The following is a 303-nucleotide window of genomic DNA, read 5'->3' on the forward strand; positions in this document are numbered from 1 at the left end:
GGCCAAGGAACTGGCGGAAAGCTACAGCGAGGAGATGAGCAACCTGTCGCGCTTTCTCGACTCGGTGATCGGCAACATTCCCGCCAGCCTGATCGTCAGGAACCCGCAATCCGGGGAAATCCTGCTGGCCAACCCGCAGGCCGAGCGCCTGTTCGGCTGCAGCGCCCAGGCCATGGTCGGCCAGCATCCACAGGCCTGCCTGGCAGCGGGGATCGCCCGCTATGTCGAAGAGCAGACCGAACAGGGCATCCGCGCCAAGACCGGCTACCTGCGTGAACAGGCCCTGGAGACCCCGCTGGGCCT

1 protein-coding gene is annotated in these 303 nt (G+C 66.0%); it reads left to right on the forward strand.

Annotated elements, in window-relative coordinates; genetic code table 11:
• A partial coding sequence (locus J0A65_RS26935) for a PAS domain-containing protein (protein ID WP_206597226.1) occupies positions 1–303 on the forward strand: 303 nt, incomplete at both ends.

The sequence above is a fragment of the Bowmanella yangjiangensis genome (assembly GCF_017255015.1).
GTDB lineage: Bacteria > Pseudomonadota > Gammaproteobacteria > Enterobacterales > Alteromonadaceae > Bowmanella > Bowmanella yangjiangensis.